30 protein-coding genes are annotated in these 25,642 nt (G+C 64.1%); 17 read left to right on the top strand and 13 right to left on the bottom strand.

Translation table 11 applies throughout. The features are described from left to right. Positions 1-528 (top strand): GyrI-like domain-containing protein (locus IVA87_RS00660; RefSeq protein WP_247332338.1); only part of this gene is annotated, 528 nt, incomplete at its 5' end. A 5-nt stretch (positions 529-533) separates the two neighbouring features. After that, positions 534-1,250, top strand: coding sequence for an SIMPL domain-containing protein (locus IVA87_RS00655; RefSeq protein ID WP_247300064.1), 717 nt, complete (start codon positions 534-536; stop codon positions 1,248-1,250). 50 nt (positions 1,251-1,300) lie between these two features. Here the strand turns inward: IVA87_RS00655 and IVA87_RS00650 are convergent, their stop codons facing one another. Next, positions 1,301-2,365: an MBL fold metallo-hydrolase gene (locus IVA87_RS00650; protein ID WP_247332335.1), complete on the bottom strand. Its 1,065-nt coding sequence runs from the start codon at positions 2,363-2,365 to the stop codon at positions 1,301-1,303. A gap of 467 nt (positions 2,366-2,832) precedes the next feature. On the opposite strand from IVA87_RS00650, the gene ffh reads away from it, so the two are divergent. The 7 genes from ffh to IVA87_RS00615 all read left to right on the top strand — a co-directional run bounded on the left by ffh (position 2,833) and on the right by IVA87_RS00615 (position 8,718). Continuing rightward, positions 2,833-4,380 (top strand): signal recognition particle protein, encoded by a 1,548-nt coding sequence (gene ffh, locus IVA87_RS00645; RefSeq protein ID WP_247332332.1) that lies wholly within the window; start codon positions 2,833-2,835, stop codon positions 4,378-4,380. 85 nt (positions 4,381-4,465) lie between these two features. Beyond that, the gene (rpsP, locus tag IVA87_RS00640) at positions 4,466-4,798 is read left to right on the top strand and encodes a 30S ribosomal protein S16 (protein WP_011083313.1); all 333 of its coding nucleotides are present in this window, start codon (positions 4,466-4,468) and stop codon (positions 4,796-4,798) included. A 9-nt stretch (positions 4,799-4,807) separates the two neighbouring features. After that, a complete protein-coding gene (rimM, locus tag IVA87_RS00635; RefSeq protein ID WP_247299957.1) occupies positions 4,808-5,347 on the top strand; it encodes a ribosome maturation factor RimM in 540 nt (179 codons plus the stop codon). 6 nt (positions 5,348-5,353) lie between these two features. Continuing rightward, positions 5,354-6,109: a tRNA (guanosine(37)-N1)-methyltransferase TrmD gene (gene trmD / locus IVA87_RS00630; protein WP_247299955.1), complete on the top strand. Its 756-nt coding sequence runs from the start codon at positions 5,354-5,356 to the stop codon at positions 6,107-6,109. 109 nt (positions 6,110-6,218) lie between these two features. After that, the gene (rplS, locus tag IVA87_RS00625; RefSeq protein WP_027573014.1) at positions 6,219-6,599 is read left to right on the top strand and encodes a 50S ribosomal protein L19; all 381 of its coding nucleotides are present in this window, start codon (positions 6,219-6,221) and stop codon (positions 6,597-6,599) included. A 410-nt stretch (positions 6,600-7,009) separates the two neighbouring features. Further along, entirely contained in the window at positions 7,010-8,416 is a 1,407-nt protein-coding gene (leuC, locus tag IVA87_RS00620; RefSeq protein WP_247332329.1) for a 3-isopropylmalate dehydratase large subunit, read from the top strand. A 92-nt stretch (positions 8,417-8,508) separates the two neighbouring features. Continuing rightward, the gene (locus tag IVA87_RS00615; RefSeq protein ID WP_247299951.1) at positions 8,509-8,718 is read left to right on the top strand and encodes a hypothetical protein; all 210 of its coding nucleotides are present in this window, start codon (positions 8,509-8,511) and stop codon (positions 8,716-8,718) included. Positions 8,719-8,821: 103 nt separating this feature from the next. On the opposite strand, the gene IVA87_RS00610 is transcribed toward IVA87_RS00615, so the two are convergent. Continuing rightward, positions 8,822-9,349 carry a hypothetical protein gene (locus IVA87_RS00610; RefSeq protein ID WP_247299949.1) on the bottom strand — a complete coding sequence of 176 codons (528 nt, stop codon included), beginning with the start codon at positions 9,347-9,349 and terminating at the stop codon, positions 8,822-8,824. Positions 9,350-9,529: 180 nt separating this feature from the next. Between IVA87_RS00610 and IVA87_RS00605 the strand changes: the two genes are divergently transcribed. Continuing rightward, a complete protein-coding gene (locus IVA87_RS00605) occupies positions 9,530-9,829 on the top strand; it encodes a DUF1330 domain-containing protein (RefSeq protein ID WP_247299948.1) in 300 nt (99 codons plus the stop codon). 4 nt (positions 9,830-9,833) lie between these two features. On the opposite strand, the gene IVA87_RS00600 is transcribed toward IVA87_RS00605, so the two are convergent. Both IVA87_RS00600 and IVA87_RS00595 read right to left on the bottom strand, forming a co-directional pair. Continuing rightward, positions 9,834-10,094: a hypothetical protein gene (locus IVA87_RS00600; RefSeq protein ID WP_247299946.1), complete on the bottom strand. Its 261-nt coding sequence runs from the start codon at positions 10,092-10,094 to the stop codon at positions 9,834-9,836. A 55-nt stretch (positions 10,095-10,149) separates the two neighbouring features. Continuing rightward, positions 10,150-10,431 carry a hypothetical protein gene (locus tag IVA87_RS00595; RefSeq protein WP_247300062.1) on the bottom strand — a complete coding sequence of 94 codons (282 nt, stop codon included), beginning with the start codon at positions 10,429-10,431 and terminating at the stop codon, positions 10,150-10,152. 156 nt (positions 10,432-10,587) lie between these two features. On the opposite strand from IVA87_RS00595, the gene IVA87_RS00590 reads away from it, so the two are divergent. From IVA87_RS00590 to IVA87_RS00580, 3 genes are all read left to right on the top strand, one after another. Then, positions 10,588-10,986: a metallopeptidase family protein gene (locus IVA87_RS00590; protein ID WP_247280345.1), complete on the top strand. Its 399-nt coding sequence runs from the start codon at positions 10,588-10,590 to the stop codon at positions 10,984-10,986. Positions 10,987-11,238: 252 nt separating this feature from the next. Next, complete coding sequence (leuD, locus tag IVA87_RS00585; RefSeq protein ID WP_061880161.1) at positions 11,239-11,844, top strand: 3-isopropylmalate dehydratase small subunit; 606 nt, start codon at positions 11,239-11,241, stop codon at positions 11,842-11,844. A 79-nt stretch (positions 11,845-11,923) separates the two neighbouring features. Continuing rightward, positions 11,924-12,709: a capsular polysaccharide synthesis protein gene (locus IVA87_RS00580; RefSeq protein WP_247299943.1), complete on the top strand. Its 786-nt coding sequence runs from the start codon at positions 11,924-11,926 to the stop codon at positions 12,707-12,709. Positions 12,710-12,806: 97 nt separating this feature from the next. On the opposite strand, the gene IVA87_RS00575 is transcribed toward IVA87_RS00580, so the two are convergent. From IVA87_RS00575 to IVA87_RS00565, 3 genes are all read right to left on the bottom strand, one after another. Then, positions 12,807-14,306 (bottom strand): tetratricopeptide repeat protein, encoded by a 1,500-nt coding sequence (locus IVA87_RS00575; protein ID WP_247332327.1) that lies wholly within the window; start codon positions 14,304-14,306, stop codon positions 12,807-12,809. Between the two features lie 282 nt (positions 14,307-14,588). Beyond that, complete coding sequence (locus IVA87_RS00570) at positions 14,589-15,254, bottom strand: HAD hydrolase-like protein (RefSeq protein ID WP_247299939.1); 666 nt, start codon at positions 15,252-15,254, stop codon at positions 14,589-14,591. A gap of 3 nt (positions 15,255-15,257) precedes the next feature. Beyond that, on the bottom strand, positions 15,258-16,139 hold the full coding sequence (locus IVA87_RS00565; RefSeq protein WP_247299937.1) for a CoA ester lyase: 882 nt from the start codon (positions 16,137-16,139) through the stop codon (positions 15,258-15,260). 103 nt (positions 16,140-16,242) lie between these two features. On the opposite strand from IVA87_RS00565, the gene IVA87_RS00560 reads away from it, so the two are divergent. Further along, positions 16,243-16,887, top strand: a complete 645-nt coding sequence (locus IVA87_RS00560; RefSeq protein ID WP_247299935.1) for a carbonic anhydrase — start codon at positions 16,243-16,245, stop codon at positions 16,885-16,887. 124 nt (positions 16,888-17,011) lie between these two features. Here IVA87_RS00560 and IVA87_RS00555 read toward each other — a convergent pair whose 3' ends face one another. Then, positions 17,012-18,046: an aspartate-semialdehyde dehydrogenase gene (locus IVA87_RS00555; RefSeq protein WP_124163779.1), complete on the bottom strand. Its 1,035-nt coding sequence runs from the start codon at positions 18,044-18,046 to the stop codon at positions 17,012-17,014. A 116-nt stretch (positions 18,047-18,162) separates the two neighbouring features. On the opposite strand from IVA87_RS00555, the gene IVA87_RS00550 reads away from it, so the two are divergent. Next, on the top strand, positions 18,163-18,951 hold the full coding sequence (locus IVA87_RS00550) for a hypothetical protein (protein WP_247332325.1): 789 nt from the start codon (positions 18,163-18,165) through the stop codon (positions 18,949-18,951). Between the two features lie 218 nt (positions 18,952-19,169). Further along, on the top strand, positions 19,170-19,565 hold the full coding sequence (locus IVA87_RS00545) for a hypothetical protein (protein WP_247299922.1): 396 nt from the start codon (positions 19,170-19,172) through the stop codon (positions 19,563-19,565). A 167-nt stretch (positions 19,566-19,732) separates the two neighbouring features. Here the strand turns inward: IVA87_RS00545 and leuB are convergent, their stop codons facing one another. After that, positions 19,733-20,845: a 3-isopropylmalate dehydrogenase gene (gene leuB, locus IVA87_RS00540; RefSeq protein WP_247332322.1), complete on the bottom strand. Its 1,113-nt coding sequence runs from the start codon at positions 20,843-20,845 to the stop codon at positions 19,733-19,735. A gap of 219 nt (positions 20,846-21,064) precedes the next feature. On the opposite strand from leuB, the gene IVA87_RS00535 reads away from it, so the two are divergent. Next, positions 21,065-22,267, top strand: coding sequence for a YbfB/YjiJ family MFS transporter (locus IVA87_RS00535; protein ID WP_247299918.1), 1,203 nt, complete (start codon positions 21,065-21,067; stop codon positions 22,265-22,267). A 64-nt stretch (positions 22,268-22,331) separates the two neighbouring features. Here IVA87_RS00535 and IVA87_RS00530 read toward each other — a convergent pair whose 3' ends face one another. The 4 genes from IVA87_RS00530 to IVA87_RS00515 form a co-directional block, all read right to left on the bottom strand. Next, a complete protein-coding gene (locus tag IVA87_RS00530; RefSeq protein WP_247299915.1) occupies positions 22,332-23,114 on the bottom strand; it encodes a molybdopterin-binding protein in 783 nt (260 codons plus the stop codon). Between the two features lie 13 nt (positions 23,115-23,127). After that, positions 23,128-23,757 carry a cytochrome b/b6 domain-containing protein gene (locus tag IVA87_RS00525; RefSeq protein ID WP_247299912.1) on the bottom strand — a complete coding sequence of 210 codons (630 nt, stop codon included), beginning with the start codon at positions 23,755-23,757 and terminating at the stop codon, positions 23,128-23,130. Positions 23,758-23,938: 181 nt separating this feature from the next. Further along, positions 23,939-24,493, bottom strand: a complete 555-nt coding sequence (locus IVA87_RS00520; RefSeq protein ID WP_247299910.1) for a fasciclin domain-containing protein — start codon at positions 24,491-24,493, stop codon at positions 23,939-23,941. A gap of 302 nt (positions 24,494-24,795) precedes the next feature. Then, on the bottom strand, positions 24,796-25,557 hold the full coding sequence (locus tag IVA87_RS00515) for an SDR family NAD(P)-dependent oxidoreductase (protein WP_247299907.1): 762 nt from the start codon (positions 25,555-25,557) through the stop codon (positions 24,796-24,798). Between the last annotated feature and the right edge of the window lie 85 nt (positions 25,558-25,642).

The raw sequence follows: 25,642 nt of genomic DNA, 5'->3' as shown, positions 1-25,642 counted from the left end.
ATGCCAGCGCCTCACCCAGCCCGGCCGCCGCGGGCGGCGGCCGCCAGCCCCGCCCCGGTACAGACCGCCGATCCCTTTGGCCTCGAGACCGTGCTCGAGCCCAAGAAGGTCGTGATGGTCAAGGGCACTGCCAATTGGGACTCGGCCTTCGACACCCTGATCGACGCCTTCAAGGCGCTGAACACGCTCCTGGACAAGCAGGGGATCAAGCCATCAGGCAATTCGATGATCGTCTACACCTCCACCGACGACACCGGCTTCACCTTCCTCGCCGAGATCCCGGTCGAGCAGGATCCGAAGAACCTGTCCAAGGACATGAGCATTGGCAAATCGCCGGAGGGCAAGGCGCTGAAATTCGTCCATCGCGGCTCCTACGACAACATGGACAACACCTATGAGGCGATCACCAATTACCTCGACGACAAGAGGTTGGAAGCCAAGGATACCTTCATCGAGGAGTACCTCACCGATCCCCTGAAGACGGCCGAGGACAAGCTCGTGATCAACGTTTTCGTGCCGCTGAAGTGAGAATGATGAAAAAGCCTGCCGTCCTTTTTGCTCCACTCGCCGCCGTTTTCGCCACAACGCTGCTGGCGGCCCCCGCCCGCGCCGACGATTTTCCGTCAGCCATTTCGGCGAGCGGCGAAGCCACGATTTCCGCCGCCCCCGATCTCGCGCAGATCGACGCCGGGGTCGCCAACGATGCCAAAACGGCGAAGGAAGCCTCCGATGCCAACAATGCGGCGATGGGCAAGGTGCTGCTGGCGCTGAAGGGCGCCGGGATTGCCGAGAAGGATTATCAGACCTCGCGCCTGTCGCTCCAGCCGCAATACGGCCAGAACAAATCCACCGGCGCCTCGCCCGTGGTCGGCTTCCGCGCCTCCAACCGTGTCACCGTGAAAATTCGCGACGTGACCAAGGTCGCAGGCATCATCGACACGCTGGTCAGCGCCGGCGCCAACGACATCGGCAATATCTCCTTCGAGGTGACGCAGGCCTCAAAACTGCTGGATGATGCGCGCGAGCAGGCAGTCGCTGATGCCCGCCGCAAGGCGGAGATTTACGCCAAAGCCACCGGCGTCACGCTAGGGGCGCCGCTCAGCGTCACCGAGGGCGGCGGCCCGGTGCCGCTGTTCAAAGGCCGCGTCGCTGCGGCTCCGATGGCTGCACCCGCCGCCGTCGCGCCCGGCGAGGAGACGCTGTCGGTGACGGTGAATGTGAGCTGGGCGATCAAGCCGAAAGAGCAATGACTGGTGTCCCGGATGCACTGCGTCCGGGGCACGAGCAGTTTGCCAGCACGCTAAATCTCCACCACCCGTCCCGGCAGCATTGCCACGAACCGCTCTTGCGGAATCTTCGCGGCATCCAGCGCTGCGACCAGCGCCTTTGCCGGCGCATCGATTGCCTCATCCGTCAGCTGGAACGTGCCGTGATGATGCCCGAGCGCTTCCTGCGCGCCGCAATCCGCGAGCGCCTTCACGGCATCTTCCGGATTCATGTGCTGGTCACGCATGAACCAGCGCGGCTCGTAGGCACCGATGGGAAGGATCGCGAGCCGCAGCGGCCCGTGCTTCTCCGCGACGCAGCGGAAATGCCTGCCGTCACCATAACCGGAATCGCAGACGACGTAGATCTTGCCGGCCGGCGTCTCCAGCACGAAGCTCGCCCATAGCGCCTTGTTGCGATCGAACACACCGCGCGCGGTCCAGTGCCGGGTCGGAACCAGATGCACGGCGATGCCGCCACCGAGCTCGACGCGGTCGTGCCAGTCGAACGCCTCCACCTTGATCGTGGGATCCCACCTTCGAATCGTCACGTCATTGCCGAGCGGAGTGACGACGCGCGGCGCAAAATTCTTGGCGAGCCGCGATAACGTCGTGATGTCCAGGTGATCGTAGTGGCCGTGCGAGACCAGCACGACGTCGATCTTGGGCAAATGTTCGAAGGCGATGCCGGGATCATTGTGCCGCTTCGGCCCGGCCCAGGCGACCGGCGAGACCCGCATCGACCAAACGGGATCGACCAGGATGTTGAGACCGCCGGTCTGGATCAGCCAGCTGGCGTGGCCGACGAAGGAGAGCCGCACCTTGTCGCCGTCGACCCGCACCGGCGGGGTGTCGGCATGGGGGCTGGGGGCCCAATCCGGCCATTGCGCGCGCTGCCGCTTGCCGCCGAATTGCCAGCGCAGCACCTCTCGCAGCGATTTCGGCGGCGCGCCGTCGGGATCGAAGAAGTGCAGACCGTTGAAATGGTCGGAGGCCGGACCATCATAGGTTTTCATGCGAGACATCCAAAGGGACGGAATAGCGACGAGCGCGCCGGCCCCGGCAAGCAGTCCGAACAGGCGACGGCGGGTGATCGGCACGGCGGGCTCAGGGGTGATAGCGGAGGTCAGTCATCGCCTTCTATATGGGCGAAGCCCTAGGAAATGGAACCGCCCGGCAAAAGGGCACTAAATTTCAGGACCTTGTCCTGGCAAAGGCGCCGCGGCACCCTAACTTTCCTTGACTTTTGGGCGTGAGCGGCGTTTAACCCCGCCACTTTCTCGGAAAGGCTTTCTTTTCGACCCGCCGACTGGCCCTGGAGGCCGGAGGTCAACGCCCGACAGCGCTGTGCGCCCTCGGGCGCAATGGTGTTTGGAACTACGTCTTGGGGCAATGCGCCAAGGCACATTCAGGGTCATCCCCCGCGAAGGCGGGGGATCCAGTATTCCAGAGACGTCTCGGCTAAGGCCGAGAAGCCGCGGCGTACTGGATGCCCCGCCTGCGCGGGGCATGACAGCGGAGAGTAACGGCGCGCCCCTCATCGGGGGACAGCAACAGGATAACGGCATTGTTCGACAATCTGTCGGAACGGCTTGGCGGCATCCTCGATCGTCTGACGGGGCGCGGGGCGCTGACCGAAAAGGACGTCGACGCCGCGATGCGCGAGGTGCGCCGCGCGCTGCTGGAGGCCGATGTCGCGTTGGAGGTGGTGCGCAGCTTCACCGAACGCGTCCGTGAGCAGGCGATCGGCGCTACCGTCGTCAAGTCGGTCACACCAGGCCAGATGGTGGTCAAGATCGTCCATGACGAGCTGATCAACACGCTCGGCGCCGAAAGCCAGACCATCGACGTCAATTCCGTGCCGCCGGTGCCGATCATGATGGTCGGCCTGCAAGGCTCCGGTAAGACCACCACCACCGCCAAGCTCGCCCGCCGCCTGGTCCAGCGCGACAAGCGCAAGGTGCTGATGGCCTCGCTCGACGTCTATCGCCCGGCGGCGATGGAGCAACTGGCCGTGCTCGGCCGCGATCTCGACATTCCAACGCTCCCCATCGTCGCAGGCCAGCAGCCGCCGCAGATCGCCAAGCGCGCGCTGGAGGCCGGCAAGCTCGGCGGCTACGACATCGTGCTGCTCGATACCGCCGGCCGCACCACACTCGACCAAGAGATGATGGCGGAGGCGGCCGCGATCAAAGCCGCGGCCAATCCGCATGAGGTGCTGCTGGTCGCCGACAGCCTCACCGGCCAGGACGCCGTGAATCTCGCGCGCTCGTTCGATCAGCGCGTCGGCCTCACCGGCATCGTGCTGACCCGCGTCGACGGCGACGGCCGCGGCGGCGCCGCGCTGTCGATGCGCGCGGTCACCGGCAAGCCGATCAAGCTGATCGGCACCGGCGAAAAGACCGATGCGCTGGAGGATTTCCATCCTGATCGTATCGCCGGCCGCATCCTCGGTATGGGCGACGTCGTCTCGCTGGTCGAGCGCGCCGCCGCCAACATCGACGCCGAGAAGGCCGCGCGCACCGCCGAACGCATGCGCAAGGGTCAGTTCGACCTCAATGACATGCGCGAGCAGCTGTTGCAGATGTCCAACATGGGCGGCATCAGCGGGCTGATGGGCATGATGCCCGGCATCTCCAAGATGAAGAACCAGATCGCGGCCGCCGGCATCGACGACAAGATCCTGAAGCGCCAGGTCGCGATCATCGATTCCATGACGCGCGAGGAGCGCCGTCACCCCGACTTGCTGAAAGCGAGCCGCAAGAAGCGCATCGCCGCAGGGAGTGGCCAGAGCGTCGAGCACGTCAACAAGCTCCTGAAGATGCACCGGAACATGGCCGACGTGATGAAGGCCATGGGCTCGGGCAAGCGCGGCCCGCTGGCCGGCATCGCGCAGGCCATGGGCTTTGGCGGCGGCATGAAGATGCCGTCTCCGGAAGAGATGAAGGCTCTTCAGGAGAAGATGCAGAGCGGCAGCGGACAGGGCCTGCCGAGCCTGCCGAAGGATTTGCCGGCTGGTCTTCGCACCGGCCTGCCCAACGTTCCCGGACTGACTGGGCTCAGCGGCAAGCCGATGCTGCCGGGCCTCGGCGGTTTCCCGGGCAAGAAGAAATGAGGAATTCGTCGCACGGGATCGCAAGCGTCCCGCGCAACGCGGAATACCAATCAACCCAACAGACTGTACTTTGAAGGAGAACTTGATGTCCGTCGTTATCCGCCTCGCCCGTGCAGGCACAAAGAAGCGTCCCGTCTATCACGTCGTCGTCGCCGATTCGCGCTTTCCACGCGATGGCCGCTTCATCGAGCGTCTCGGTTATTTCAACCCGCTGCTGCCGAAGGACAACGAGGCGCGCCTCAAGCTCGACATGGAGAAGGTGAAGGCCTGGGTCGCCAAGGGCGCGCAGCCGTCGGACCGCGTGTCTCGCTTCCTCGACGCCGCCGGCGTCAAGAAGCGCGAAGCGCGCAACAACCCGCAGAAGGCCGTGCCGCGCAAGGAGCGCAAGGCGCAGGCCGAAGCCGCCGCGAAGGGTTAAGGCCAGACCATGCCGGCGCTGGTCTGCGTCGCGCGGATCGGCGCCGCGCATGGGGTGCGCGGTGCGGTCAAATTGTGGACCTTCACCGAAGATCCCTTTGCCATCAGGCGCTACGGTCCGCTGCTGTCCAAGGACGGCAAGCGCCAGTTCGAGGTCGCAACGGCGCGCGAGGCCAAAGATCATCTGGTCGCGACCTTCACGGGGGTCACGACCCGCGATGAGGCCGAACGGCTCAACGGCATCGAGCTCTACGTCGCGCGCGACAAGCTGCCCGCGACCGACGCGGACGAATATTACCACACTGACCTGATCGGGCTCGCCGCCGTCACCACGGACGGCGACGCTCTCGGCCGCGTGCTCGCGATCCATAATTTCGGCGCCAGCGACATCATCGAGATCGCCCCGCTCAAGGGCACGACGCTGCTGTTGCCGTTCTCCAACGCGGTGGTGCCTGAGGTCGATATCGCCGGCGGGCGTGTGGTCATCGCGCTGCCGCAGGAGATTGAGGTCGAGGACCCTACCGCTAGTCGTCCCGTGGAAGGCAATTGAGATGCAATGACCAACCCCTCACCCTGGCGCGCGACGGTGCTGACGCTGTTTCCGGACATGTTTCCCGGGCCGCTCGGCGTGAGCCTGGCCGGCCGGGCGCTGGCGGGCGGGCTTTGGCAACTCGAGGCGCGGGACATCCGGGCCTCCGCTACCGACCGCCACCGCAGCGTCGACGACACTCCGGCCGGCGGCGGGCCGGGCATGGTGCTGCGCGCGGACGTTCTGGCCGCGGCCATCGATGCCGCTGAAATCAGCCCGGATCGGCCCCGTCTGCTGATGAGCCCGCGCGGTCGGCCATTGACCCAGGCCCGCGTTGTGGAACTGGCCAAGGGTCCCGGCCCCCTCATCGTCTGCGGACGGTTCGAGGGGGTGGACCAGCGGGTGATCGACGGGAGAGGTCTGGAGGAGGTCTCGATCGGCGATTACGTGCTGTCCGGGGGCGAAATCGCCGCGCTAGCCGTGATTGACGCCTGCGTCCGGCTGCTGCCGGGGGTGATGGGCAAGGAGACATCGGGAACCGAGGAAAGTTTTGCGGACGGCCTGCTCGAATACCCGCAATACACCCGCCCGCAGCTGTTCGAGGGGGCTCCGATCCCGGAGATCCTGACCTCCGGCGACCACGCCAAGGTCGCGGCCTGGCGGCGGGCGCAATCCGAGGCCCTGACGGCGGCCCGGCGGCCGGATTTGTGGGCCCAGATCCCGAGCAAGGCCCCGAATCGGGCCGGGCGCCAAAAAACGCCAAAAAACAAGACAGACGGGTGACAAACGCTCCGGCTTGCCTTATAGGAGCGGCCACATCCGCAATGGCTGGATAGACGAATTTCGCGCAGCCCCCATTGAAAAGGCTGGGCGCGCCGATGGAGATTTACCCATGAACCTGATCAAGCAGCTCGAACAAGAGCAATTCGACAAGCTGTCCGCCGGCAAGGACATCCCGGAATTCGGCCCCGGCGACACCGTGATCGTCAACGTGAAGGTCGTCGAAGGCGACCGCACCCGCGTGCAGGCCTATGAAGGCGTCTGCATCGGCCGTTCCGGCGGTGGCCTCAACGAGAGCTTCACCGTGCGCAAGATCTCCTATGGCGAGGGCGTGGAGCGTGTGTTCCCGGTGATGTCGCCGATGATCGACTCGATCAAGGTGGTGCGCCGCGGCAAGGTGCGCCGCGCCAAGCTCTATTACCTCCGCAACCTTCGCGGCAAGTCGGCCCGCATCGTCGAGAAGCAGGACCGCGCGGCTGCCGTGGGCGAGTAAGCTTCGCCACCAGGCAAGTTTCGAAAAGCGCGGGGCTCGGCTCCGCGCTTTTTTGTTTCCCCGCGCTGTCATTGCGAGGAGCCCTTGCGACGAAGAATCCAGACTGTCTCCGCGGACGCATTTCTGGATTTGCTTCGCTGCGCTCGCAATGACGGCGCCGCTAAGCTCTCGCGCTTTAACTTCCGCGTGCTATATATCTCTAGAATGTTTCCAGATCTGACCAGCCTCGCCCCGGTCAAGCGCATCGTCATTGACGATCGCTCGCGGCTGCCTGGCCGGTTCTTCGGACGCTTCGCGACCTCGGCAACGTCAGAGCTTACGCGCGCAGCTTAAACGCTGCGCCGCCGATTTTGTTGCCCGCGCCAAGTGCGCCTATCCGCTTACACAGCATTCCTTCGGAGCTGACGCTCATGTCCAAGCCGACCACATTGTACGACAAGATCTGGAACGACCATCTGGTGCACGAAGCCGAGGACGGCACCTGCCTGCTCTACATCGATCGCCACCTGGTGCACGAGGTGACCTCGCCGCAGGCGTTCGAAGGCCTGCGTGCCACGGGCCGCAAGGTGCACGCGCCCGAGAAGACGCTCGCCGTCGTCGACCACAACGTGCCGACCACCGACCGCACCAAGCCGAACCCGGACCCGGAAAGCATCGAGCAGATCAAGGCGCTGGCCGAGAACGCCAAGGAATTCGGCATCGAATATTACAACGAGTTCGATAGGCGCCAGGGCATCGTTCATGTCATCGGCCCCGAGCAGGGCTTTACGCTGCCCGGCACCACCATCGTCTGCGGTGACAGCCACACCTCGACGCACGGCGCGTTCGGCGCGCTCGCGCATGGCATCGGCACGAGCGAGGTCGAGCACGTGCTGGCGACGCAGACGCTGATCCAGAAAAAAGCGAAGAACATGCGCGTCACCGTCGATGGCAAATTGCCTGACGGCGTCACGGGCAAGGACATCATCCTGGCCATCATCGGCGAGATCGGCACCGCCGGCGGCACCGGCTACGTGCTGGAATATGCGGGCGAAGCGATCCGCGCGCTCAGCATGGAAGGCCGCATGACGGTCTGCAACATGTCGATTGAAGGCGGCGCCCGCGCCGGTCTCGTCGCACCCGACCAGAAGGCCTACGACTTCCTGCGCGACCGGCCGAAGGCGCCGAAGGGCGCGGCCTGGGACGCGGCGATGCGCTATTGGGAGACACTGCGTTCCGACGAAGGCGCGCATTTCGACCACGAGCTGCGGCTCGACGCCGCAAAGCTGCCGCCGATCGTGACCTGGGGCACGAGCCCCGAGGACGTCATCTCGGTGACCGGCATCGTGCCCGACCCCGACAAGATCGAGGACGAGGCCAAGCGTATCTCCAAGCATCGCGCGCTCAAGTATATGGGCCTGACGGCGGGAACGAAGATCACCGACATCAAGCTCGACCGCGTCTTCATCGGCTCCTGCACCAATGGCCGCATCGAGGATTTGCGCGCCGCCGCCAAGATCGCGGAAGGCAAGCAGGTGTCGACCAACGTCAACGCCATGGTGGTGCCGGGCTCGGGCATCGTGAAGGAGCAGGCCGAAGCTGAAGGACTCGACAAGATCTTCATCAAGGCCGGCTTCGAGTGGCGCGAGCCGGGCTGCTCGATGTGCCTCGCCATGAACCCGGACAAGCTGAAGCCGGAAGAGCGCTGCGCCTCGACCTCGAACCGCAACTTCGAAGGCCGTCAGGGCTTCAAGGGCCGCACCCATCTGGTGTCGCCGGCGATGGCGGCAGCCGCGGCGATCGCGGGTCACTTCGTCGACGTCAGGGACTGGCGCTGAGCCGATTCCGGCAATTGTAGCGATCGCGGCAAAGCGTCGTTAATTGGCGGCGCCGACAGTGTCCTCGCGACGGTTTCGCGAGGACACGCGCCATGGCCAACAAGCCGGAATATGTCGATCTCATCAGCGAGGCGACGCGCCAGCATCGGCGGCGCGCAGCGCCATTGCGCCTCGTCGCCAAGCCGGAGGTCGAGGAGACCTCCAGGCTCAGCCGCTGGCCGCCGGCGATGTTTCGGCAATGGAAGCTCGAGAACCTGATGCGGTGGAAGGCTTCGTCATGGAAGCTGAAGGATTGGCTGTAGGCCACGCTGTCATTCCGGGGTGGTGCGCAAGCGCCAGACCCGGAATCTCGAGATTCCGGGTTCGATGCTTCGCATCGCCCCGGAATGACGGTGCTAACTCACCTCACCAATAGCGGTACGGATAGTGCCAGCGCGGCCAGCGGCAGACGCGGCGCGGGCCGTAATAGGTCCAGATGATCCGGCAGCGGCGCGGATAGTGATAGTAGGGATAATAGCCGCCGTAATAATAGCGCCGGTGGAAGTGACGGTAGCCGTAATAGGGGCGGTGATAGCCCCAGTGACGGTGATAGCCGCCATAGCCGCCGAAGCGAACGCCGCCATAGCGGAAGCCGCCGACATGGCCGCCACGAAATCCACCGCCGCGGAAGCCGCCGATATGTCCTCCGCCGCCATGGAAGCCGCGGAAACCTCCGCCGTGAAAGCCGCCACCATGTCCGCCGTGCCCGCCGCCGTGGCGAACCTGCGTGACGAGATCGTCGGCTGCAGCCTTCGTCGCGGGCGACGTGGCCGGATTGATCAATGTGAGCGCTTCAGCGCGACGCGCGGTGCCGGCCGACAGCATCAGCGCCGTGGCGGCCGCGATCCCGAGCAAGCGCATCGGGCTTGCCTTGAGACCTGATGTCCTCAGCATGGAATCCTCCCTGAATCTGGACAGCGCAGTTGCGGCGCGACGTCTTGGCTGCGCCAAAGGCTGTTCAATTGCGGTCGCTCCCTGGATTAAACTGAGGAGACCGATGTGAACGCCCCATGAATGAACGACGCTGGGCTTCGCGATGCGACGCAGTGCCGCGACGGAAGGAGTTTTTTGGAAATGACTGTCTACGCGATTGCGCAATTGAAGATGACAGACCGCGCGGCCTATGACCGCTATCAGGCGCGCTTCTTCGACGTGTTCAAGAAGTATGGCGGAAGGCTGCTCGCCGCGGACGAACATCCGCGCGTGCTCGAAGGCGCATGGCCGCATGACAAGATTGTCATGATGTCATTCCCGGATGAGGCTGCGTTCCTCGCCTTCTCGAACGCACCCGACTACGCGGAAATCTCGCGCGACCGCAAAGCGGGTGCGCAAGCGACGGTACTTCTGGTCAAGGGATTTGCGCCAGGCCGCTAACGCGTCACCACCACGGCCCGTAGCCGAACACGAAGGGAGCAGGCACCGCGTAGGGATAGGGACGGTAGTACACCGGCCGCGCGTAATAGCGTGGATCATGGCGCGTAGCTGGCCGCACCATGTCATGGGTGCGCGCGGGTCGTCGCACATCGAAAACCGCGATCCCGGCCGAGGCCTGCGGCATCGTCACTCTTTGCGCAGCCGAAGCGCGCGTCACACCGGCGGCAAGCGCGACGGCAACGGCCAATGCAATCCATCTCGCCATGACGACCCCCACGAGGCCACCGCGCCGCTCGCTGGCGCGGGCAGTGAACCCGGCATCAGCCCCGGCGCCAGTAACAGCTCACACGCGGCACGATCACCGTGCCGCTCGGGCGGTACTCCTGCGCATAGGTGGCGTTGCACACGCGGACTGCGTCGGGACCCGGATTGTAGCGCGGATAGACGCCGTCCGGGCTGTAATAGGGCGTAACGCGCAGGCGCGCCGGGGCCCGCTTGCGCGGCGGGGGAACGTCGTCGGACGAGGCGGCCTGGGCGAGACGGATCTCGGGGCCGGCGGTCTGCGCCTCGGCGCCAACGCAAAACTGCGAAAACAACCCCATGCACAGTAGCGTCAGCGCTGTTTTCGCTCGCATTTTTCCGCCCACCTGAAACGTCCCGTTCGAGGTCCCACGCTCCCCGTTTTGGCGGCGCTCGTCAACCTCGCCGGGCTTATAAAGCCAGATGCATCGCCGCGGAACCCGCGGTAAGAGAAACCCATGTGGACGGAATTGAAAGCGCCCTCGCTGGCCGAGATGGAAGCGACGGCGCACGACATCTTCGAGCGCCTGCCGGCGGAGTTTCGCAAGCTCTGCGAGGGCGTCATCATCCGCGTCGACGACTTCCCGACCGATGAGGTGCTGGACGAGATGCAGTGCGAGAGCGAGTTCGACCTGCTCGGCCTGTTCCAGGGCATCGGCCTGCCGCAGCAGAGTTTTGGCGACGTGGCGCGGCTGCCCAACATGGTCTGGCTCTACCGTCGGCCGATCCTGGATTATTGGGCCGAGCACGACGAGACCCTCGGCCACATCGTCCGCCACGTCCTGATCCACGAGATTGGCCACCATTTCGGTCTGTCGGACGACGATATGGCCGCGATTGAGGCGAAGGCGGATTGAGGGCCGCACAAAGACGGTGCGCTCCCTCGCCCGCTTGCGGGGAGGGCTGGGGGCGAGGGTGTCGCGGCAATGGGACTCCCCCAGTGGAGAGAACCCTCACCCGGCGCGCGGGACGATGCTTCGCATCGCCCGGGCGCGCCGACCTCTCCCGCAGGCGGGAGAGGTAAGGCAGATCTGCCGAATTCGGCCTAGGATTTCCACCCCGATCGCGATAAACACCTGTTCCCCTAGACCCATCCCGGAAGCGCAACCATGGACAAGTTCACCACGCTGGAAGGCGTCGCGGCGCCGCTGAAGATCATCAATGTCGATACCGACATGATCATTCCGAAGCAGTACCTCAAGACCATCAAGCGCACCGGCCTTGGCAAGGGGCTGTTCTCCGAGCAGCGCTACAAGGACGACGGCAGCGAGAATCCCGATTTCGTGCTGAACCAGCCGGCCTATCGCAATGCCAAGGTGCTGGTGGCCGGCGACAATTTCGGCTGCGGGTCAAGCCGCGAGCACGCGCCCTGGGCGCTGCTCGACTTCGGCATCCGCTGCGTGATCTCGACCTCGTTCGGCGACATCTTCTACAACAACTGCTTCAAGAACGGCATTCTGCCGATCCGCGTCTCGCAGGAAGACCTCGACAAGCTGTTCGACGACGCCGAGCGCGGCGCCAACGCGACGCTGACGATCGACCTGCCCAACCAGGAGATCCGCGGTCCCGACGGCGGCAAGGTCAAGTTCGAGATCGATCCGTTCCGCAAGCACTGCCTGATCAACGGCCTCGACGACATCGGCCTGACGATGGAAAAGAAGGCCTCGATCGACAGCTATGAGGAGAAGCTCAAGCGCGAACGCGCCTGGGCCTGAGATCGCGTTTCTGGTTCGAGCCCCGGTGCTGACGGCGCCGGGGCTTTTTCTTTGCTCTGACTATCCTTATAGCTCGCGCATGCTGCCCGACATCGTCACCTTCTGGCATGGTCCGATGGACGCCCTGCGCCAGACCTGTCTGCGCTCGCAGCTGGCTGCCGGCCACAAGGTCACGGTCTATAGCTTCGACACCATTCCGGGCCTGCCTGCAGGCATCGCGAATGCGGATGCCGAAGCGATCCTGCCGCACGCCTTCTCCGAACGATTGCGGCCGCCGCAGCCCGACGGCAGCTGGCGGGACTGGACCACGCTGCAGTTCAGCGACTTCTTCCGCATGAAGCTGATGGCGAAAGGCCTCGGCCTGTGGCTCGATGCCGACGTGCTGCTGCTGAAGCCCGTCGAGCTCGATCCGGCAAAACCCTATTTCGCCTGGGAGCGGCCGCGCCAACTCGGCAATTCCGTGATCTACCTGCCGGCCGGGCACGGCATCGTCGCGGCCTTCGAGGAGCTGATGGAGCAGGAGGAGCTGACGCCGAACTGGCTGTCCGTGCGCCACCGCGTCACCTTCGCGATGCGCCGCCTCCGCGGCGGCTCGAACCGTCTTTCGGACATTCGCGTCGCGATCTACGGACCGGCGGCACTAACCGCGCTCGCGCGTCGCACCGGCGAGCTCGCTTACGCGCTACCCAAACAATCGTTCTACGCCGTGCATGCCGAGCCAAAACTGTTCTTCGATCCATCGAGCTATCTCGAGCTCGTCACCAATCCCGAGATCATCGGCCTGCACATCTCGCCCAAGGGCCGTGGCGGCGAAAAGCCGATTCCGGGCAGCCTGTATGCCTGGGCGGCGGAGCGGTTCGGGTAGCGGCCGCGTAGAAAGTGCGCTCCAAAGCCGGCCTGTACTCTCCCGCAAGCAAGTCCGGGCACTGGCGATAAGGTCTGCATTGCTCTTCGTTTGAAGATCATTTAGCAGCCACGAAATAGAAGTCCTGTCGGCCGGAGATCGAGCCGTAACTGAAGGGTTTTTGCCGACGACCGGTCGCTTCCATGACATCGTCGCGAACGAAGTCGAAGAGCCTGCGGACTTCGAGGCCTGGCGTTGGAACATTCTTGACGAAGGCAGCCGCGAACGGACTATTGATCCCGTCACCGTCGAGCGCGGTCTCGCCATCCTTGGCGGCGTAGACCACCAGCGTTCCCGCCTCTGGCTCGATCGGGGCCAAACCTCGCGACACCGAACGCGACGCCACCGTCATCGTCCGCTTCATCTGGTTTGCGAATGGATTGTCGCGGCAGGCATCGAGAATGACGAGGCGCAGCTTTTTGGCGCGCTCCGCCGCATTGAGAACCTGATCAACCGGAACGGCTTCAAATCCGATTTCGCGATCCGCGGCAATCTTGGCATCCGTCGGAATGAGATAGTTGACGCCGCCGACCTCCATGCCGTGCCCGGCATAATACACGACGGCCCAATCCGCCGTCTCCGCACGTGCTGCGAATTCGCGCAGGGCATTCACCAGCGCATCCTTGCGGAGATTGGTCAGCAGAGTAACTGCTTCGAACCCGGTGAGCTTCAGCACGTCGGCGACGAGGCTTGCATCCCGCACGGGGTTCGCTAGCGCTGCGACGTTTTCATAAGCCGAATTGCCGATCACGAGAGCGATGCGGCGATCGCCGTTCGCAGCCCCGGACGCCACGACAGCCGGCGCGACACTGGCTTTCTCGACCAATATCGTTGCTGGCCGCGGCGAAGGCAGGACAGCAAGCCGCTCGCGAGCCTTGTCCTGGGCCCATCTTGTGGCGCCATGGGCCAATCCGAGCGTGGCATTGAAGTCGGCCCTTGCTTTGGCGAAATCTCCGCGCTTCTCGTAGGCCAGTCCGCGATTGACATACGCGTTCGCGTATGTGAGATCCACGCGTATCGCTTCTGTGTAATCTGCAATGGCGCGGTCCGCGTCGCCCTTGCTGCCGTATGCATTCCCGCGGTTGAAATACGCGTTCGCATTCGTCGGCTGCAGGCGAACCGCTTCGCTATAGTCGGCAATTGCGCGGTCGGTGTTGCCTTTGTTGCTGTAAGCATTGCCTCGATTGTAGTACGCGTTCGCATAGGCCGGATCGAGCCGGATTGTCGCCGTGTAGTCCGCGATCGCACGCTCCGTATCGCCTTTGATGCTGTAGGCGTTGCCGCGATTGTAGTACGCGTGCGCATGCGTCGGATCGAGACGGATCGTTGCCGTGTAGTCCGCTATGGCGCGATCATTGTTGCCATTAGCGCTGTAAGCGTTGCCCCGGTTGTAATAGGCGTTCGCATCCTTGGGATCTCGCCGGATCGCCTCCGAGGCGGCTGCAATGGCAGGGCTCGTGTCGCCCCTGACGCGATCGACAGCCGCTGCCGGGCCAGCGAGGGCAAGAATGACAAAGCAGTAAAATAATTTGCGGAGCATAAGAACCCCACTCGCCATATCGAAAGGATGGAAGCCATATTTAAACGGCGCAAATTTAACGGGGGCAACCAGCCGGGTTGTGTGACCTACATCACAGGAATGTCGGCTTCGCGGCGGCTATCGCCAGTTGGAGCTGAGTATAGATGCCCGTGCACTCGAGCGCTTGCTGAGGAGCATGCCCGGTTGCGAACATGCCGGCGCACCGGCGAAAATTGCCACGGTTATTGCGCCAACGGCTCGACGCTGGAGTCGCTTGACCGTGCTAATCTCGCGCCGCGCCGAGGCAGCTTGCACCGGAGCCTATCGGTTCAGCGTCGATAAAACCGCGCGCGCAAGATCCGCGGGCCACTCTACTAGTTGATCCGCGCCGGCTGTTTCCAGCTCATCCCGAGTGCCATATCCCCAGAGCACGCCGAGGCCGCGCATCTTGACCGCGTGAGCGCCATTGATGTCGTGGCGGCGGTCGCCGACCATGAGGCTGTGCGATGCAGAGATACCGTGCTTGGATAGGATATGGGCGAGCAGCTCAGGCTTGTGATCCAGCACGCCGCCGGGAACTGAGCCGTGAATGCCATCGAAATGCGTCGCTAAGTCCAGATTCTCCAGGATCCGCCGCGCGAAGATTTCGCGCTTCGATGTCGCGAGATAGATTCGCAATCCAGCGCTTCGCATCTCCTCAAGCGCCCCGTTGATTCCGGGATAGAGCTCGCTTCCGAGCAGGCCAATGTCGCCGTAATGCTGGCGATAGGCCGCTACGGCTAACTCGATCCGGTCATCACCGTAGGCGGCGAGCAAAGCCCGTAATATGTCTTCAAGCGGCGGTCCGATGAAGCGCTTGATATCAAGGGTGTCGCCGGGCTCATGACCGAGCGCACGCAACGCAGCCAGGCAGCTCGCGGCAATGCCCGGCTGGGAATCGACCAGCGTTCCGTCGAGATCGAGGAGGACGCAGCGGGCTGCGCCCACCTCTCAGCCCTTCCCCATCGCCGCGATTGCGTCTGCGATCTCGATCGTGCGCCTTGCCATGTCGGCGTGCAGGCGCTCCACCATGGCGCCGTCGAGCCGGATCGCGCCGCGCGCGGCGTTCTCCGGCAATTCGAACGCCGCGATGATTTTTCGCGCCCGCGCGACTTCCTCCTCGGGCGGGGTGAAGATCGCGTTGCAGGCATCGATCTGCGAGGGATGGATCAGCGTCTTGCCGTCGAAGCCGAGATCGCGGCCTTGCGCGCATTCGGTGGCAAAGCCATCGGCATTGGCAATGTCGCTATAGGGACCGTCGAGGATTTCGAGGCCGTGGGCGCGCGTCGCCAGGATGCAATGGGTGATCATCGGGATCATCGCGGCACGGCCCGGCAGCATCCTGATGCGGGTCTCGCGCGAAATGTCGTTCGGGCCGAACACGAAGCCTGCGAGGCGGCTCGACGGATCGCGGCCGGCGGCGGCCAGCTCCTCGGCATGGAGCACGGCGCGCGCGGTCTCGATCATGGCCCAGACCTTCACGGTCGACGCAGCGCCAAGCTCGGCCAGCTTCCGGCCGACCGTATTGAGATCTTCGATGCTTGAAACTTTTGGAACCAGGATGCCGTCAGGCGAGGCCTTGGCGGCCATCGCGACGTCGTCGGCCCACCAGGGCGTGTCGAGGCCATTGGTCCGGATCAGGACCTCGCGTTTGCCAAAACCCTTGGCGGCGATTGCGGCGGCGATGCCGTCGCGCGCCACCGCCTTGGCCTCGGGGGCGACGGAATCCTCGAGGTCGAGGATGAGGCCGTCGGCGGGAAGATTGCGCGCCTTTTCCAGCGCGCGGGGGTTGGAGCCGGGCATGAACAGATGGCTGCGGCGCGGGCGGGTCATGCGAGCGTTCCTTCCTCGTCAGTCCTCTGACCGAAGCCGATAGCATCTGCCCTGCCCATTCGAAAGGCTTGTTCGCCCCTGCGGTCTATGATTAGGCATAGTCATGATGACATTCCCGAAGCATTTGCTGGAAGGCTACAAGGCCTTCGCCACCCAGCGGCTGCCAACCGAGCAGAACCGCTACCGCGAACTCTCTGTCAAAGGACAGTCGCCCGAGACGATGGTGATCGGCTGCTGCGACTCGCGGGTCTCCCCCGAGGTGATCTTCGATGCCGGGCCGGGCGAACTCTTCGTCGTCCGCAACATCGCCAACCTGGTGCCGACCTACCAGCCTGACGAGAACGCACACGGCGTCTCGGCGGCGCTGGAATTTGCCGTGACGGTGCTGAAGGTGAAGCACATCGTGGTCCTCGGCCACGCCCAATGCGGCGGCATCCGCGCCTTCATCGACAAGAGCGAGCCGCTCACGCCGGGCGACTTCATCGGCAAATGGATGCAGATGTTCATCAAGCCGGGCGAGGTGGTCGAGCAGCGCGAGCACGAGACCATGGCGCAGTTCGTCGAGCGCATCGAGAAGGCCGCGGTGTTCCGCAGCCTGGAAAACCTGATGACCTTCCCGTTCGTGCGCAAGGCGGTGGAGAGCGGCCAGATGCAGACCCACGGCGCCTATTTCGGCGTGGCCGAGGGCACGCTGTTCGTGCTGGACAAGGCCGCGAAGGAATTCAGGAGCGCGCGCGAGGTGGCGTAGCTCCGTAGGGTGGGTTAGCCGAAGGCGTAACCCACCACTTCTGTCGCCGTGGAGACCAAAGAGGTGGGTTACGCCCAGCGGATTGCGCTTCGCGCATCCGCAAGGCTAACCCGCCCTACAATTCTCACGCCGCCTTCTTCTTCGCGCTGATCAGCTTGCGGTTGATCAGGACTTCCGCGATCTGGATCGCGTTCAGCGCGGCGCCCTTGCGCAAATTGTCGGACACGCACCACAGCACGAGGCCGTTCTCCACCGTCGCGTCCTCGCGGATGCGGCTGATATAGGTGGCGTCCTCGCCGGCCGCTTCGTAAGGTGTGGCGTAGCCGCCGGGCTCCTGCTTGTCGATGACGAGGCAGCCCGGCGCCTTGCGCAGGATCTCGCGGGCTTCGTCCGCACTGATCGGGTTCTCGAACTCGATGTTGACGGCCTCGGAGTGGCCGACGAAGACCGGCACGCGCACGCAGGTCGCGGAGAGCTTGATCTTGGGATCAAGAATCTTCTTGGTCTCCGCCATCATCTTCCACTCTTCCTTGGTGTAACCGTCCTCCATGAAGACGTCGATGTGGGGGATGACGTTGAATGCGATGCGCTTGGGGAATTTCTTCGCGACCAGCTCGTCATTGGTGTAGACGGCCTTGGTCTGCGAGAACAATTCGTCCATCGCGTCCTTGCCGGCACCCGACACGGATTGATAGGTCGAGACCACGACGCGCTTGATGGTCGCCTTGTCGTGCAGCGGCTTGAGCGCGACGACGAGCTGCGCGGTCGAGCAGTTCGGGTTGGCGATGATGTTCTTCTTCTTGAAGCCTTCGGTCGCAGCCGCATTCACTTCCGGCACGATCAGCGGCACGTCCGGATCCATGCGCCAGGCCGAGGAATTGTCGATCACGACCGCGCCGGCGGCCCCGATCTGCGGCGACCATTCCTTCGACACCGAGCCGCCCGCCGACATCAGGCAGATGTCGACGTCGGAGAAGTCGTAATGCTCGAGCGCTTTGACCTTCAGGGTACGGTCGCCATAGGAGACCTCGACGCCGACGCTGCGGCGCGACGCCAGGGCGACGACCTCGTCGGCGGGGAATTTGCGCTCATCCAAGATGTTGAGCATTTCCCGTCCGACATTGCCGGTCGCGCCGACGACTGCGACTTTGTAACCCATCGTTCACTCTCCGATGAAAAAGCCCGTTCCTGAAGCTGACGCTTAAACAGGAAGAGCAGCGCTTCTATGCGAGAACCGGCCTCAAGACAACGTTGGACCATGCCTGAAGGCCGTGGATGCAGTCGCCTGAGGCCAGCACGGCCGTTAGCCCCACCCAGATCCACTTGGCGCTTGCAGCCTTCGCCGACGAGGTCGTCGGCACGCTGGCGCGCCTGATCGCCTATGTGGGGGCGCTCGCCCTGTTTGCCATCCTCGCCCTCGCGGCGCTCGGCCAGCTGCCCGACTTGCAGGGCAATGAGCCGGCGGACAGACCGGGCTGGAGCGTGGCCGACCGCTCGCACCCGGCCTTCGCCATCAGCCGGATCGATTCATCAGAGAAAACAGCCTCTTACACCATCCTTCGGCATCCCGAAGGCGGCCGCAGGGACGTGCTGCGCTGGACAAACGAGGCCGGCCAGCCCGTGGCCGGGCTCGACATCTACCGGGAAGGCGGCGAGTTCGACGTGGCTGGTCCTGCGACTGCCGATCTGGCCGTGGAAATGGGATTGAGCACGACGAGCACGCTGGAGCAGGCCGGCCTGATCGACACGAAATTCGGTCCCGTCGCCCTGTTCCGGCCGGTCGGCGCGGCGGAGGGGACGCGCGCTTGCCTCGGCTATCTCAAGCGCAGCGAGGACCCGGCGCTGCAGATTTCCGGCTTCTCCTGCCAGGGCAACACCCTGCCCGCCCGGCTCGCGGCGATTGCCTGCACGCTGAATCGGCTGACGCTGCTGACCTCCGGCAACGAGCCCAGGCTGGCCGAATTGTTCGCCCGCGCCGAGTTGAAGCGCCGCCCCTGCGATTCCCTGGGATCACCGGACTGGCTGCTGGGCGCCGCCAACGCGCAATTGCGCGGGACGCTTTAGGTTGTTGTTTGAGCATGATCTTTTCGGAAAGCCGCTGCACGCTTCTCCGGATCACGCTCCGGACCGCATCAAGCTCAAGTGGCTGGTATTGATGCAACTTTTGCCGGCACGCGCGATTATTCCGGGCTGGTGTGACCCAATTGACCTAGTTGCGTCTGCCCCGGCCGCGCTAGTATGGGGTGAAATCGACTGGCGGCCTGCCGCCTGAAGGGGACGTGATGAGCTTGAATTTCTCTGCGGCGAACAAATTGGCGACCTTGCTTGCGGCGGGCGCCGTCATTGCCATGTCCTCTGCCATCGGTTTGGCTTCGCCAGCTTCGGCCGACACCAAGACCAAGCGCTATGACGAGCGCGGCCGACACTATTACGGACCGAGCGGCCCCAACGCGGTCTACCAGCAGGGCCGCACCCGCATCTATGTGAGCAAGCGCTCCTGGCTCGACGGCGGCACCGAGGTCAATCCGGGCGACCGCAAGTTCAGCGACTACGCCTTCCCGCCGGCGGTGGGCTATCCGTCCTTCGCCCGCGAGAACCTCAACCGTCCGATCGACCGCCAGCCGCTCTCGCCGCCGCAGGATGTCGGCGGTTACCCGCAGAATTTCCCGCTGTACTGAAGCGACAGGTCTTTCCGAATCAAAATGGCCGGGCTCACGCCCGGCCATTTTGGTTTGGGCCGTCATTCCGGGGCGGCTCGAAGAGCCGAACTCCGGTGCGCAATTGCGCACCTGAGAATCTCGAGATTCCGGGTCTGGTCCTTCGGACCATCCCGGAATGACGGCATCTACGCGTGCAGCTTCTGCAATTCCTTCAAAATCGCTTCGCCCATCTGCGTGGTCGAGGCGGCTTTGGTGCCTTCCGACTTGATGTCGGCGGTGCGCAGCCCGCTGGCCAGCACGGCGGCGATCGCGGCATCGACCTTGTCGGCGAGATCGCCCATGTCGAAGGAGTAGCGCAGCGCCATGCCGAAGGACGAGATCATCGCGATCGGATTGGCGAGGCCCTTGCCGGCGATATCGGGGGCGGAGCCGTGCACCGGCTCGTACAGCGCCTTGCGCTTCTTGCTCTTGACGTCGACCTCGCCGAGCGAGGCCGAGGGCAGCATGCCGAGCGAACCCGTCAGCATCGCCGCGATGTCGGACAGCATGTCGCCAAACAGATTATCGGTGACGATGACGTCGAACTGCTTCGGCCATTTCACCAGCATCATGCCGCCGGAATCGGCGAGCTGATGCTCGAGCGTGACGTCGGGGTATTCGCGCTTGTGAACCTGTGTGACGACCTCGTTCCAGAGCACGCCCGACTTCATGACGTTGCGCTTCTCCATCGACGTCACCTTGTTCTTGCGCTTCTTGGCAAGCTCGAAGGCGACGCGGGCGATGCGCTCGATCTCATAGGTGTCGTAGACCTGGGTATCGACGGCGCGCTTCTGGCCGTTGCCGAGATCGGTGATGGTCTTGGGCTCGCCGAAATAGACCCCGCCGGTGAGCTCGCGCACGATGACGATGTCGAGGCCCTCGACCGCTTCGCGCTTCAGGCTGGATGCATCGGCCAGCGCCGGGTAGCACACGGCGGGACGGAGATTCGCGAACAGAGCGAGATCCTTGCGCAGGCGAAGCAGGCCGGCCTCCGGGCGCACCTCGTAGGGCACGGCATCCCATTTCGGGCCGCCGACCGCGCCGAAGATCACGGCGTCGGCGTCCTTGGCCTTGGCCATGTCGCCTTCCGAAATCGACACCTTGTGCGCGTCATAGGCCGCGCCGCCGACAAGGCCCGTATCGGTCTCGAACTTGGCGATCCCGGCCGAATTGAGCCAATCGATCAGCCGCTTCACCTCGCCTATCACCTCGGGGCCGATACCGTCGCCGGGGAGCAGCAGCAGTTTATGGGTCGCCATGGTCGTGTCCTCAGTTTTTCCTCGTCATTGCCGGGCTTGACCCGGCAATCCAGCCTTCTTGAAAGATGGATGCCGGGGTCAAAGCCCGGACATGACGAAGGGCATGAATTTCGGCCGGAGTGCTAGAGCGGCGTTGCGCGCTTGGCAAGACACCATTGCCGGGGAGCCGGCTGTGCAAAGCGGATGGAGCCTGCCACACTCGCTCGGCCGGAGTACCCCTTGCACGCCCCTGACCGCGCCCCGCCGAACGCGCATCCCGCGCGGCTGATCCTGACCTTGTCGCTGGCAGCGACGGTCGGGCTCGGGATCGGCCGCTTTGCCTATGCACTGGTGCTGCCGGATATGCGGGAGACCCTCGGCTGGCCCTACTCGGCGGCCGGATTCATGAACACCATCAACGCCGTCGGCTATCTCGTTGGCGCGCTGATGGCGTCCCGGCTGATCCAGCGGGTCGGCTGGTCGGCGGCGATCCGCCTGGGAACCCTGGCCTGCGTCGCCGCGCTCGCCACCTGCGCGCTATCAGGCAATTTCGTTGCGCTGAGCCTCGCGCGCCTCGTGCTGGGCTTGGGCGCGGCGGCCGGCTTCGTCGCCGGCGGCGCGCTGGCTGCGACCATCGCCCAGTCCCGCCCGGAGCGCGCCAATTTCCTGCTGAGCCTGTTCTACGCCGGCCCGGGCATCGGCATTCTCGCCTCGGGGCTGATCGCCCCGTTCACGCTGCAATATTTCGGGCCGGGCTCGTGGTGGATCGTCTGGTGGGCGCTAACCCTGCTGTCTGTCGCAATGACGATTCCGCTGTTCCTGATCCGCATCGAAAGCGGTGCGCGCTTCTCGGAAGGCAGCCACGCGTCGTTTGCGATTCTGCCGGTGCTGATCTATCTCGCCGGCTACTTCCTGTTCGGCGCCGGCTACATCGCCTACATGACCTTCATGATCGCCTATGTGCGCGACGGCGGCGGCGGGGCCGCGGCACAGGCCGGATTCTGGAGCCTGATCGGGCTGAGCGCCTTCGTCACGCCATGGGTTTGGCGCGGCGTGCTGGCGCTCGATCGCGGCGGGCTTGCCACCGCTATCATTCTCGGCACCAACGCGTTAGGAGCCGCCTTGCCGATGCTCGGACATTCGCCGGCGTGGCTTGCGGTCTCCGCGGTGGTGTTCGGCGTCGCGTTCTTCGCCGTGGTCGGCTCGACCACCGCCTTCGTGCGCTTCAACTATCCGCCAGAGGTGTGGCCGACCGCGATCGCGGCGATGACGATCTCGTTCGGCGTCGGCCAGACGCTCGGGCCAATCGTGGTCGGCGCGATCACGGATGCGCTGGGGAGCTTGAGTTACGCGTTGAACGTATCGGCGGCGCTGCTGGCGCTGGGGGCGGTGGCGGCGCTGTGCCAGCGCAAGGTGGGGCCGAAGGCGGCGAATGGTGAATAGCGAATTGAGAGCGGGTTGGCTTCACTGCTTCCCTATTCGCTACTCCCGATTCGCCATTCGCCTCTCAGCTCCCACTAAACGAATTATACCCCTGGTCTTCCCAATAACCACCCTTGTAGTCGTTGGTGACCTCCATCGAGACCACGTATTTCGGGTTCTTGAAGCCGAGCTTGGTCGGCACGCGAATCTTCATCGGGAAACCGTAGGCGCGCGGCAGAATCTCGTTCGCGTATTTGAACGTCATCTGGGTCTGCGGATGCAGCGCGCTGCGCATGTCGAGGGGAGAATTGTAGCCGTCCTTGTCGGCGCACTGGAACCAGACATATTTCGCACGCGTGTCGGCGCCGATCAGCTTGAGGAAATCGCGCAGCGGCGTGCCGGTCCAGCTTCCGATCGCGCTCCAGCCCTCGACGCAGATGTGGCGGGTGATTTGCGTGACCTGCGGCAGCTTGTAGAGCTCATCCAGTGTCCAGGACTTCTTGTTGTCGACGAGGCCGCGCACCTCGAGCTTCCAGTCTTTGCCGTCGACGTCGGGCGCGTCGTCGAGATCGTAATAGGCGTTGAACGGGAACGGCTTGGTGATCGCGCTCTCGGGAAACGTCGGCGCCAGCGCATCGGGATTGAAGATGAAGGCCTGCACCGCGTCGTTAAATTTCGAGACCTGCTTCAGCATCTCCTCGGCCGAGGAGGAATCGACGATGTCGCAGCCGGTGAGCAGCGTCAGCGCCCCTAAGCTGGCGCCGCCCGCGATGAAGCGGCGGCGGGTGACATCCGGCATCGCCTTGATGGAGTCTTTGATCAGCAATCGCTTGTCGACGCCGGGGATCAGGAATGAGCGCTTGGCCATGATCTCCTCCCTCTCAACGACCAATGATCATCGCGCGCAGGCTCTTCGGCACCAGCAGCGCGAGAGCAACGTGAATGACCAGGAACGCGCAGATCGCGGCCATGCAGAAGAAGTGCACATAGCGCGCGGTTGGATAATCGCCGAACAGCATCACCAAATAATAGAGCTGCACCGGCTTCCAGATCGCGAGGCCCGAGAGCACGATCAGCACGCCGACCACGATGATGCCGGCATAGAGCAGGCGCTGCACGTAATTGTAGACGGTGAGATCGTCATGGCCGAGCTTGAAGGTCAGCGCCGCCCTGACGTCGTGCAGCACGCCGGACGCCGTGATCGGCAGCAGCTTCTTGCGGAAGCGGCCGGTGGCGAAACCGGTGATGAGATAAGCGAGGCCGTTGATCATCAACAGCCACATCGCCGCAAAATGCCAGAGCAGGCCGCCGCCAAGCCAGCCGCCGAGTGTGTACTCGCGCGGAAAGCTGAAGCCGAACAGCGGCGAGGCGTTGTAGATCTGCCAGCCCGACAGGATCATCAGGATCATGGCAAGCGCATTGATCCAGTGCATGATCCGCACCCAGGCCGGCTGGATCACTTTGGCCGGAGTGGCCCTGACCTGCTCGTCGGTGACTGTGAGGCTCGCCATGATGGTTCCGTCCTGAAGGTCGTGTGTCAGCAATTATACGCCGAAGCGTCCGCTTTCGTTACGCCCTTCCGGCATCGAATCGATACCGGGGGCTATCACGGTCACAATAAAGCGAGCCGGGTACCCCCGGCTCGCGGCCTCAAGGCCTCCTGTTGGGGGGATGAAACAGGACCGCGCGGTGTTACGTCGCCGGCATCAGCACGGTGTCAACCACATGGATGACGCCATTCGACTGGTTGACGTTGGAGATCGTGACCATCGAGGTGCCGCCTTTGGCATCGACGATCCAGGTCTTGCCGTCCATCTTCTTCACTGTCAGTTCCTCGCCCTCGGCGGTCTTCATCTTTTTGCCGTCGGTGAGGTCGGCGGCCACGAGCTTGCCGGGCACGACGTGATAGGTGAGGATCTTGGTCAGCGTCGCCTTGTTCTCGGGCTTGACCAGATTGTCGACGGTGCCGGCTGGCAGCTTGCCGAAGGCGGCGTTGGTCGGCGCGAACACCGTGAACGGGCCTTTGCTTTCCAGCGTCGGCACCAGGCCCGCCGCCTTGACCGCCGCGACCAGCGTGGTGTGATCCTTGGAGTTGACCGCGTTCTGGACGATGTTCTTGGACGGGAACATCGCGGCGCCGCCGACCATGACGGTCCTTTCCTCGGCGCTGACAGGCGCGACGACGGTCGCGGTGATGGCCAGGGCACTGAAGGCGGCGGCAGCGAGACAGGCAATGCGCTTCGACATGAAGAATCTCCCGATTGAATTGAGACCGGCGATGGCCGGCGTTGAGCTGACAACAACGGCGGCTGCGACAGTTCGATCTGGAGCAGCAGCGCGTCGTTGGACCGAACTACGGGAGGGTTTGCGATGCGGTTTCGCAGAAAAATTCTTTGTGATGCGTGAAACTATGCGGGGGGGATGTTCGTGTGGTGGCTCCGCCGTCATTGCGAGGAGCGAAGCGACAAAGCAATCCGGGCTATCTGCGCGGATATTTCTGGATTTGCTTCGCTTCGCTCGCAATGACGAACTCGCGGCTACGACCGGGGCTAATCCCTATTGTTCGGCGTCTGGATGAAGCCGCGATTATGCGTGGGGCTGATCAACACTTCGTTGATGCAGACTCTGGCCGGCATGCTTGCGATGAAGGCGATGGTGCGGCCGAGATCTTCGGATTGCAGCATCCTGGCCTGCTCCTCCTCGCTCGGCACCACCGGGCGCAGTTTCAGGATTGGCGTCGCCACCTCGCCCGGCATCAGGCAGCAGGCGCGCAGGCCGTTGACGCATTCGTCCATGTTGAAGGAATGGGTCAGCGCCAGCACCGCATGCTTGGTCGTGGTATAGGCCGGGCCCGGCATCTTCGAGACGTGACGGCCGGCCCAGGACGAGACGTTGATGATCGCGCCGTCCTGCTGCTTGCGCATCGTCGGCAGCACCGCGCGCATGCAATAGAGCACCCCGTTGAGATTGACCTGAACCAGTCTGTCCCAGCCTTCCAGTTCCATATCCTTCCAGCTGCGCTTGGGGACATTGATGCCGGCATTGTTCACCAGCAGATCGATCCGGCCATGTCTGGCGACGATCCGATCGGCCGCCTTCTGCGCTTCAGTGGCGTTGGACACGTCCAACACAATGGCCTCGGCCGTCCCGCCTGCTCCCGTGATCTTCGCGACCACGGCATCCAGGGCTGGCTGACGCCGGCCCGAGACCACCACCGTCCAGCCATCGGCCGCGAGCGCCTCGGCGCCGGCCTCCCCGATGCCGCTGCCGCCGCCGGTGACCCAGGCCACGCGTTTTCCGTTTCTTGTCATGCCAACTGTCTCCGTTGCTTCTGCGGGGCGGTTTTTGCTAATCCAGCCCTCGGTTTTGACCGGCCTTTGCCGGCGAGGAATGTTG

It is taken from the genome of Bradyrhizobium sp. 147 (assembly GCF_023073935.1).
Classification (GTDB): domain Bacteria; phylum Pseudomonadota; class Alphaproteobacteria; order Rhizobiales; family Xanthobacteraceae; genus Bradyrhizobium.
The sequence above is the reverse complement of the archived record's forward strand: the minus strand, read 5'-3'. Positions and strand labels throughout refer to the sequence as shown.